Origin of the sequence: Curtobacterium sp. MCLR17_043 (assembly GCF_003224215.1) — a bacterium.
Taxonomy (GTDB): Bacteria; Actinomycetota; Actinomycetes; order Actinomycetales; family Microbacteriaceae; genus Curtobacterium; species Curtobacterium flaccumfaciens.
In genome coordinates this window covers 202,265-209,471 of sequence record NZ_QKLH01000005.1, presented here as the reverse complement: position 1 = coordinate 209,471, position 7,207 = coordinate 202,265, and the positions used below count along the sequence as shown (strand labels likewise).

Here is a 7,207-nt window from a genome sequence, read left to right as displayed (position 1 = left end):
GTCACCGACCGGTCCGCACCGGGCTGGACCACCGGACGGGTGGAGGCGACGACGCCGACGGTGACGGTGCCGGCGCGTAGACCGTGCCCTCTCCGCAGAGCTGGTAGTACCGCGAGGCGCAGAAGACGACCCGGTATCCGGTCGGCTGGAGCCCGGCGTTCTGCGGAGGCTCAGTCACCGTCAGTTGTGTCCCGGCCGTCACGGAGTCCGGCAGCGTGGCACGGGTCTGCACCGGGCGCAGCCCGCCCACCGTGGAGCCGTCCCCGCAGAAGTTGGACGTGCTGTCCGCGCAGGCCACCACGGTCACGCTCACCGTCGAGCCGAACGCGGCACCGGTGACCCAGGAGCCGTTCCCGCCGAAGGACACGAGGCCGCCGCCGTTGACCGAGTAGGCGTAGTGGTCGATCGATCCGTTGGGGCTCGGCTGGGCGCGCGGGTTCCGGATGCGGATCGCGTACGTGCCGTCGTCCTCGCTGAACCGCTCGACGCCGATGTCGGCCGACGCGGTCCCCGGAGCGGAGTACCCCTGCACGGTCGCCGCACGGCTCGGCGTGCAGAACAGACCGTTGTCGGCAAGCGCGACGTACTGGAAGTTGCCGTTCGAGTTCAGCGTGTCGTTGGCGCTCCCGCCGTCCCAGCGCTTGTCCGAGCCGGTGGTCGAGCAACCGCTCGGAATGTTCACCCCGGGCGGGTACCGCACGATCGTGAGCGTTCGACCGCCCCCGGCCCAGTCGTTCTCGGCCGCACTGAGCGACACGTTGGTCCGCCCGGGCGACACGTCGCGCGACGCGTTCAGCGTCGGGACGCCCGGCGTCCCGACGGCACTGCCGGTGGCGAACGCGGAGTTCCACTGCACGACGGTGCCGTTGCGGTCGGCGTCGTTGCGAGCGGACACGGTGACCTTGTACTGGGCAGCGCTCTGGGCGCCGGTGAACGAGGTGTTCGTGGCGGTACCGGTGTGCCGCGTGGTCGACAGGCCCGGGCCCTCGATCGTGACGATGTAGTCGTCGACCGCGCTGCCGTTGTTCGGCGCGGACACCTTGCCCCACTTGACGTCGAGCTGGTTCGGTGTCGCCTTGCTCGGCGTGACCGTGATGCCCTTCGGGGGCGCCGGCACGAAGTCCGCACTCATCGGACCCGAACGGGACGAAGGCTTCGAGTCACCGATCGCGTTGGTCGCCACGACCTGGAACCGGTACGACGCCTTCGGGTCGAGTCCGGTCAGCGTGCACACCGTCGCGGTCCCGCAGTTCTTCGAGACGCCGTTGGTCCCGACGACCCGGTAGCCCGTGATGGGCGAGTTGTTGCCCTGCGGGGTCGACCACGTGAGCGTGACCTGACCGCCGTCGTAGGAACCGGTGCGGGTGGGCGCACCCGGAGCGTCCGGGACGTCCTGCACCGAGATTGTGACGTCGCCCCAGACGTACCGGTCGGGGTCGTTCGTCGCGTCCGCCACCTGGTACTGCAGGTGGGCGTCGCCGGGCTTCGCGGTGTCGGCGACCGAGACCTGCAGGCGCGTGCGGTCACCACTCGGTGTGACGGTGACGCCGCTCGGCAGCCCGCCGGACAGACCCCGGATGTTCACGACGCGCAACCGCTCACCCGGGAACGGGTTGGTCGGCTGGTCGTTCGTGAGCACGTCGATGGTGGTGGTCGCCCCGCGCTTCGTCACCGACCGGTCCGCACCGGGCTGGACCACCGGACGGGTGGAGGCGACGACGCCGACGGTGACGGTGCCGGCGCGACCGGTGTTGGCGTCGTCCGCGACACCGATCCCGATCGACGCGGTGGTGTTCTTCTTCGCGGTGTCGGCGACCGAGATCGTGAGCTGCTGCTTCGCGATCGACGCGGTCGTCCCCGCGGCGGGCCGGCCGACGATCGAGTACCGGAGCTCGGGCAGGTCCCTGGGGTACGGGTAGTCAGTCAGCTTCGTCAGGTCGATCTTGCGCGTTTCGCCCGGCTGCATCTCGACCGAGGATCCCGTGAACGCCGGCGGCTGGTTCGACCGGGGCGTGACCGTGATCGGGAGCACGAGGGTGGCGACGCGCCCCTTGCCGCCGTTCGCCGACGAGCCGTCGGTCACCTCGAACGAGATCGACGCCTTGCCGTAGTAGAGCTTCGACGACGTGAACTGCAGCGTCGACGAGTCCACCACCAGACTCTGCCCGTTGGCGTGGGTGGCCTTGACCGTGCCACGGTCGGTGATCTTCGCGGTCTCACCGTTCGCCGTCACGACGAAGTCCTGCAGCGGGATGCGGACGGTGGCCTCGCTCTTCACCGTGACCGCACCGGCGCTGCGGTTGATCTGCGGCAGGGCGTCGTCGAAGCCCGGCACGTTGATGAAGCCGTAGGAGACGATGTCCGGGTGGTCGGCCCGGGCGACCGAGAACGGGATCACCTGCGAGTCGTCGGTCAACCGGACCGTGATGCGGCCGTCGTCCGTGGGCGTCGCGGTGTCGCCGTAGCCGGGGACGACCCCGACCCGGAGGTCGGCCGCGGTGCCCTCGGCGAAGAAGACGTTGTCGAGCACGTCGACGGTCACGCTCTGCCGGTGCAGGATGTCCTGCAGGTCGAGGGTCGTGTCGTCGACCTCGGGCCGGAGCGGCTGGGCGTCGGGGTCGACGGTCACCGTGAGGAAGGCCGTGCTCGACCCCCCGCTGCTGTTCGCGACGGTGTAGAGCACCGCGAAGTCACCGCTCTTCGCCGACTCCGGAGGCGTGACGCGGATCTGCTGCTTCCGGAGGACCTTGGCGGTGACGTCCTCTGCCGTCGGCTCGGCCTGCGCGACGGTCAGCTGCCCGCCTTCGGGGTCGGAGTCGTTCTGCAGGACGCGCACCGTCACCGACCCACCGGGGCGGATCGTGACGTGGTCGGCCTCGGCCACGGGGTTCGAGGCCTGCTCGGCGCGGGGCGCGATGCCGACCCGCACGGTGCCGGTGGCGCGGGCCCCGAGGGCGTCGACGACGGTGTAGGTGAACTCGTCGGTGCCGGCCGAGTAGTCGCCCGCCTCGTAGGTCAGGGCGTCCGAGGCGACGTCCGAGACGGACCCCTTGTCGGGGTTGGAGCCCACGCCGACCAGCTGGACGGAGTCGCCGTCCGGGTCGATCCCGTTCAACGGCACGCTGACACGCACCGATGACCCGGCGACGACACGCGCGGTGACGGTCTGCGGGACGGGCGGGTTGTTCGTGGCGGCGTCGCGTTCGCGCACCGAGATCGACACCGCGGCGTCGGCGTACTGGCCGTCCGGGCCGGCGACCCGGTAGACGGCGGTGTAGTTGCCCGGCGTCTTCGGGGCGAGGTACCGCAGGTGGTCGCCGGAGACGAACAGCAGGCCGCCGTCACCGGGGACGTTCTGCACCAGTTCGGGCTGCAGCGTCAACGGCTCGCCCTCGGGCTGGGTGTCGTTGTCGAGCACGTCGACGTTCGCGACGTCGCCGACACGCACGGTGGCGCTGTCCGGCTGGGCGACCGGTGGCTGGATGCGGTCGGGCTTCGGGATCTCGACGACCGTGATCGTGCCGGGTGACGACGCCAGGCCGTTCGTCTCCGTGTACCCGAACGAGACCGGGCCGTCGAGGGGCGCCGTGAGCGTGACACGGACCGTGTGCTGGTCGAGGATGCTCGCCTGCACACCGCTGCCCCGTGGAGGTCCGTCGAGCCCCGTCACGAGCAGCACGCCGCCCGCCGGGTCGATGTCGGTCGCGGTGACGTCCGTGTCCTTGGTGGACAGGGTGTTCACGAACACCGTCTTCGGCGTGGTGATCGGCGCCGTCGAGGCGTCCGGTGGCGCGAGGACGGTCACCCGGACGATGCCGCTCGAGGTCTTCACGCCGTCGGTCACCGTGTACTCGAGCTGGTGGTCGCCCGCCCGCTCCCCCTGCACCCGGAATGTCCCGGCGTCGTAGCTCGGGGTGACGGTGAGCCCGGACGCCGACGACACGCTCGTCAGCGTCACGGTGCCGTTGCCACCGCGCACGTGGTCGAGCGGCTCGACCGTGAAGGCCTTGCCGGCGTACCCGGACACCGGGAACGGATCGGCGCGCAGCGGGACGGTGCCCTGCTTGGCGACCCGGACCGTCACGGCACCCCGACCGTCGGCGCGACCGTCGCTCACGACCAGCTGCACCGAGCGCTCACCGGTCCGGCCGCTGTCGTTCCGGAAGTCGAGCAGGCCGTCCGGTGTGGTGGACACCCGGTCACCGTTCGACGCGGTCGCCGACTCCAGGTACACCGGGTCGCCGTCCGGGTCGACCCAGTCGCCGAGGACGTTCGAGACGACGTGCCCGTTCTGGACGACGTCGGCCGAGGTGTCACGGACCTGCCGCGGCGCCTCGTTCTGACTGTCGGGGCGCACGCTGATCCGGACGGTCGCGGTGTCCGATCCGCCGTTGCCGTCGGTGATCGTGTACGGGAACGTCACGGTCCCGGTGGCGCGCGACGACAGCGTGACCTGCAGGCGTTGACCGTCGCCGACGATCGCGACGCGGCCGGCGGACTTCGAGATGGCGCCGACCTCGCTCACGATGATCGGGTCACCGTTCGGGTCGTAGTCGTTCAGCAGGACCGGGAGGCTCGTGGTGCGTCCCGGACGAGCGCCCAGTTCGTCGTCCACCGCCACCGGTGGCTTCTGGTCCTTGTCGACCTCGGGGTCGTCGTCGGAGACCTGCTCCTGCTGCTGGTCGTCGTCCTGCTTGATCAGGTCGGCCCAGTTGTCGATGAGCTGCCCGCTCCGGTCGATCGCCCAGGAACGGCCGCTCGTCGGGTCGTTGGCGACGACGGTGTCTCCGTTGTGCAGGATCTGCAGTTCGCTCGTGCCGCCGGTGCTCGCCAGCCGCTGCAGCGCGTTGCCGTCACACGTGTCGATCGCCTGCCCGCCCGCCCACGCCGCGTACGTGCAGGAGCCGTCGACGTAGGGCCGCGCGGCTCGTCCGGCCACCTGGAGCGCGGTGGCGTCCACGGTGCCGGAGGCGCTGACACGGACCAGGCCCGCCGTGCCCGCGACCGTGACCTGGGCCGTGCTGTCGGAGGACCGCTGGAGGGCCGGCGACGACCCGACCCGGTCGCCGAGTTCGACGGTGCGGCCGTCGACCGACAGGGCACCGCTCGTGCGGTCGAGCACGGCGAGGTGCCCGTCGAACGTGGCGACCTGGAAGTCGTCGCCCCGGTCCATGTCGACCTTCCACCGTTCGGCGACGGTGAGTGTCGTGCCGACGTCGACCAGCGACGCCGTCCCGGTCTTCGCGGAGTAGACCGCGACGTGGCCGTCGGAGGCGTCGAAGACGGTGTCGGCGCCCAGGGTCAGGTCTGCCTTGGCCGACGCGTCGAACTCGGCGAGGTCGTTCGCGGGGGTCGCCCAGAGCTCGCCCGTGTCGGCGTTGCCGATGACCGCGGTGTCGCCCGCGAAGAAGACCTGCGGCGTCCCCGCCGGCAGCGTGATCGCATCACCCACGGTGGCGTCGGCGACGTCGACCCGGGCGACCGTGCCCTTGGTCTCGTCCACGCTGTAGACGGTGGAGCCGCGCTGCAGCACGGACAGGTCGTCGCTGGCCGTCTCGACGGCGGTGTTGAGTTGCAGGATGCCGGTGTTCGCCCGGCCGACCGCGCCGTACTCGGCCGAGGGCACCCAGACCGTGCCGTCGCCGAGGTCGACGCGTTGCGTGTGGTACCCGGTGGAGACGATGGCGGTGGTCGCGACGACGGCGGCGACGAGCACCGAGGCACCGGTCGTCACGGCGGCGGAGCGGTGCTTCGCGAGGAGGGCGCGGATCACCCGGCGCTCCCGATCGTCGCGCACTTCTGCGCGCTCGCGGCACCCGTCTTGCCGTCGCGGTTCACGGCGACGGCGATGCACTCCTCGTCGCCGCGCTCGCCCGAGACGACGAACGTCGTGCCGGTCTGCTGGCTCGACGACCCGTTGGACGAGATGACGTACGTGTCGCCGCTGCGCAGCCCCGGGTCGGACCAGCTGAAGGACACGGACTGCGGCGACGGCTCGGCACGGACCTCGGCCACGACCGGGATCGCCCCGGCGCCGAGCCGACCGACGACGACGACCGTGGCGATCGCCAGTGCGGCGACCACGACGACGGCCAGGGACGTCGCCCAGACCAGGGTCGAACGGGTCCGGCGCCGGGCACGCGTCACGGACCCGGTGCGGTGCACGGTGCCGACGCTGTGCGAACCGCCGGCCACGACCCCGCCCTGCACCGCACGGCGGGTCCGACGACGCCCGCCGACCCGGGTGGGTGGCTGCAGCTCACGGATCACGGTGCGCTCACCGTGCGGGGTCGGCGTCGAGATCGCCCAGGCCTCGACCGCGACGTCGGCGGACGTCTGCGGGATGCCGAGTTCGGCCTCGACCTGCTGGAACCCCCGGACGAGTTCGATCACCGTCGCGGGGCGGCCCTGCGGCTTGCGGGACAGCGCCGAGGCGAGCAGGCGCTCCAGCGAGGGCGGCACGTCGGTGCGACCGGTGGGCTTCACGCCGCCCTTGTCGATCCGGTGCATCAGGTCGTTCGCACCGTTCTTGCCGCCGCGGATCTCGAACGGGCTGCGCCCGGCGAGGAGCGAGTACACGGTCGCCGCGAGGGAGTACACCTCGGACTGGATCGTGCCGCGCGACTCGTCGATCAGGACCTCGGGCGCGGACCACGGGATCGACATGCCGATCGGCTCGTCGGGGTCGGTACCCCCGATCGTCGCGGCGATGCCGAAGTCGGAGAGCACGGGGTTGCCGTAGGCCGTCAGCAGGATGTTCGACGGCTTGATGTCGCGGTGCAGCACGCCCTCGCGGTGTGCGGTCTCGAGCGCCGACCCGATGCGGATGCCGATCGACAGCACCTCGGACACGGGGATCGGTTCGCGGCGGTAGCGCTCACTGAGGGACGAGGAGCAGAGCTCCATGACCAGGTACGGCCGACCGTCGGCGGCGACGCTGGCCTGGAGGACGGTGAGGATCGACGGGTGCGTGCTGAGCCGGGCCATCAGGTTGGCCTCGGCCTGGAACATCTGCCGGACGCGGTCGTCGACGACCTCGTCCAGCAGCACCTTCACCGCGACCTGTCGTCGGGGCATGTCCTGCTCGTAGAGGAAGACGTCGGCGAAGCCACCGGACCCGAGGACGTGCACGGGACTGAAACCGCCGATCACGGGCGGGTTGGACGGCAGGCGTCTCGCCATGGTCCTCTCCTCCCCCGGCCGAGCG

General features: G+C 71.3%; 2 protein-coding genes. Both read right to left on the bottom strand.

The genetic code is table 11. The features are described 5' to 3' along the window. Window position 1: 1 nt before the first annotated feature. Window positions 2-5,773, bottom strand: a complete 5,772-nt coding sequence (locus DEJ03_RS07195) for an Ig-like domain-containing protein (protein WP_146237668.1) — start codon at window positions 5,771-5,773, stop codon at window positions 2-4. Beyond that, window positions 5,770-7,182: a serine/threonine-protein kinase gene (locus DEJ03_RS07190; RefSeq protein WP_110864053.1), complete on the bottom strand. Its 1,413-nt coding sequence runs from the start codon at window positions 7,180-7,182 to the stop codon at window positions 5,770-5,772. Before DEJ03_RS07190 ends, DEJ03_RS07195 begins: the two co-directional genes overlap by 4 nt. Window positions 7,183-7,207 lie beyond the last annotated feature (25 nt).